Source organism: Pantoea sp. CTOTU49201 (assembly GCF_032054795.1).
Lineage (GTDB): Bacteria > Pseudomonadota > Gammaproteobacteria > Enterobacterales > Enterobacteriaceae > Pantoea > Pantoea symbiotica.
Genome location: NZ_DAMBSA010000507.1, coordinates 1 through 2,889, shown reverse-complemented (window position 1 = coordinate 2,889; position 2,889 = coordinate 1). Strand labels below are relative to the sequence as shown.

Sequence of the window (2,889 nt, the reverse complement as noted above, 5' to 3'; positions counted from 1 at the left end):
AAAGATAACGTACTGGTCGATGGCCCGTACGTTGGCGCGTCACTGCGTTTCTAATGAGGTAACCAGGTGCGCATAAAGGCGCACCCTACACGTAGGGTCGCCATTCATGGCGACCTTTTTAACATCCTCACTAATGCGATTTACCCTGCGAAATCCCAATCCCCGTCTGCGAGCGAATAAACTGCCCACGGAAGCGCGCACGTTCCTGCGCACCACGTGCTGAATGGTCGGTAATCGAGAACAGCCAGATACCGATAAACGCCGCCAGCATCGAGAACAGCGCCGGATACTCATACGGATAAATCGGTTTCTCGTGCCCCAACACCTGCACCCAAATCGTCGGGCCCAGGATCATCAGCAACACCGCAGTGATCAGTCCCAGCCAACCGCCCACCATCGCGCCGCGCGTGGTCAGTTTCGACCAGTACATCGACAGCAAAATAATCGGGAAGTTACAGCTGGCGGCAATCGAGAACGCCAGACCGACCATAAAGGCAATGTTCTGTTTCTCAAACAAAATCCCCAGCGCAATCGCCACCACGCCCAACACCAGCACGGTGATCTTCGAAATACGCAACTCATCTCTCTCCGTCGCCTTACCTTCGCGGATCACGCTGGCATAGAGATCGTGTGAAACCGCCGACGCGCCCGCCAGTGTCAAACCGGCCACCACCGCCAGAATGGTGGCGAAGGCCACCGCCGAGATAAAGCCGAGGAACAGGCTGCCGCCGACCGCATTCGCCAGATGCACCGCCGCCATATTGGTGCCGCCGAGCAGCGCGCCGCTGGCATCTTTGAAGGCCGGATTCGCTCCCACCAGCAAAATCGCACCGAAGCCGATAATAAAGGTCAGGAAGTAGAAGTAGCCCATAAAGCCGGTGGCCCAGAACACGCTTTTACGTGCTTCACGCGCATCAGCCACGGTGAAGAAGCGCATCAGAATATGCGGCAAACCGGCGGTGCCGAACATCAAACCGAGACCCAATGAGAGCGCCGAGATCGGATCTTTCACCAGCCCGCCAGGCTGCATAATCGCCGCGCCTTTCGGGTGCACCGCCATCGCTTCGGTGAACAGCGTGTTGAAGCTAAAGCCAACAGCTTTCATCACCATAATCGCCATAAAGCTGGCACCAAACAGCAGCAGTACCGCTTTGATGATTTGCACCCAGGTGGTCGCCAGCATGCCGCCGAACAGCACGTACAGCACCATCAAAATGCCGACCATCACCACCGCGATATGGTAATCGAGGCCGAACAGCAACTGGATTAGCTTACCGGCACCGACCATCTGCGCAATCAGATAGAGCGCCACCACCACCAGCGAGCCGCAGGCCGACAGCGTACGAATCGGTTTCTGCGCGAGGCGATAAGAAGCCACATCGGCAAAGGTATAGCGCCCGAGGTTACGCAACCGTTCGGCAATCAAAAACAGGATCATCGGCCAGCCGACGAGGAAGCCGAGCGAGTAGATCAGCCCGTCGTAACCCGAGGTGTAAACCAGAGCAGAAATACCGAGGAAAGAGGCGGCGGACATAAAGTCACCGGCGATGGCGAGGCCATTCTGGAAACCGGTGATATTACCGCCCGCGGTGTAGTAATCGCTGCGCGAGCGGGTACGTTTGGAAGCCCAATACGTGATGCCAAGCGTTGCGGCGACAAACACCACGAACATAATGATGGCTTCATAGTTGGTGGCTTGCCGTTGCACCGCGCCGGTAATGGCATCGGCGGCAAACACGCTGGCGGGCACGATGGCTAAAAATACCGAAAGCAGGCGCTTCATGATTTCACCTCGCTCAGGATCTGTTTGGTCAGACGATCAAACTCGCCGTTGGCGCGCCACACGTAGACGCCGGTCAGCACGAATGACATCACGATTAAACCGACGCCAATCGGAATGCCGCGCGTGACGTTAGTGCCCGCGTGCAGCGGCGTGCCGAGCCAGGCGGGCGCAAAAGCGATCAGCAGAATAAAGCCGATATAGAGCACCAGCATGATCACGCTGAGCAGCAGCGCAAACGCCTGGCGCTTGTGCACCAGCTCATGAAAGCGCGGATTATTCTCGACTTGTTGCCAGACTGCTTCCTGTTCAGGGGTTTCGTTCATCACATTTTCTCCAGAGGCAAGGCGGCCAGCATACTCACGATTAAATGATTTAACTGGCTGAATATTCTAGTTTTATAAGTTGTGCGAACTCAGAAATACGTGGCATATAAGGGCGGCCAAATGGTCGCCCCTACAACAGAAGCCGCTTACGGCATTGAGATGGACTGTTTCTCCTCCAGCAATTTCTCTACCACGCCCGGATCGGCCAGCGTAGAGGTATCGCCGAGATTGCTGGTATCGCCTGCAGCGATTTTGCGCAGAATGCGACGCATAATCTTGCCGGAGCGGGTTTTGGGCAGCGAGTCGGTCCAGTGCAGCACATCCGGCGTGGCAATCGGGCCAATCTCTTTACGCACCCAGTTACGCACTTCGGTATACAGCTCTGGCGACGGCTCTTCGCCGTGGTTGAGCGTGATATAAGCGTAGATCGCCTGGCCTTTGATGCTGTGCGGAATGCCCACCACCGCAGCTTCGGCAATCTTCGGATGCGACACCAGCGCCGATTCAATCTCGGCGGTGCCAAGACGGTGACCGGAAACGTTCAGCACGTCATCGACGCGGCCGGTGATCCAGTAATAACCATCTTCATCACGGCGCGCGCCGTCACCGCTGAAGTAGCGATTTTTGAAGGTGGAGAAGTAGGTTTGCTCGAAACGATCGTGATCGCCATACAGCGTACGCGCCTGGCCTGGCCAGGAATCAACGATCACCAGGTTGCCTTCGGTGGCACCCTCAAGTGGATTGCCTTCGTTATCCACCAGCGCTGGCTGCACACCAAAGAAC

General features: G+C 56.6%; 3 protein-coding genes. All 3 read right to left on the bottom strand.

The genetic code is table 11. From position 1 onward, the window contains the following. Positions 1–130: 130 nt before the first annotated feature. Entirely contained in the window at positions 131–1,783 is a 1,653-nt protein-coding gene (actP, locus tag RTY00_RS22940) for a cation/acetate symporter ActP (protein ID WP_008109988.1), read from the bottom strand. Next, entirely contained in the window at positions 1,780–2,106 is a 327-nt protein-coding gene (locus RTY00_RS22935) for a DUF485 domain-containing protein (RefSeq protein WP_008109989.1), read from the bottom strand. The genes actP and RTY00_RS22935 overlap by 4 nt, the downstream gene beginning before the upstream one ends. A 146-nt stretch (positions 2,107–2,252) precedes the next feature. Continuing rightward, positions 2,253–2,889: AMP-binding enzyme (locus tag RTY00_RS22930; RefSeq protein WP_312666485.1), on the bottom strand; the 637-nt coding region annotated here is incomplete at its 5' end.

Coding starts and splice junctions, on each gene's coding strand:
- actP (WP_008109988.1), bottom strand. CDS start 1,783: ATGAAGCGCCTGCTTTCGGTATTTTTAGCCATCGTGCCCGCCAGCGTG.
- RTY00_RS22935 (WP_008109989.1), bottom strand. CDS start 2,106: ATGAACGAAACCCCTGAACAGGAAGCAGTCTGGCAACAAGTCGAGAAT.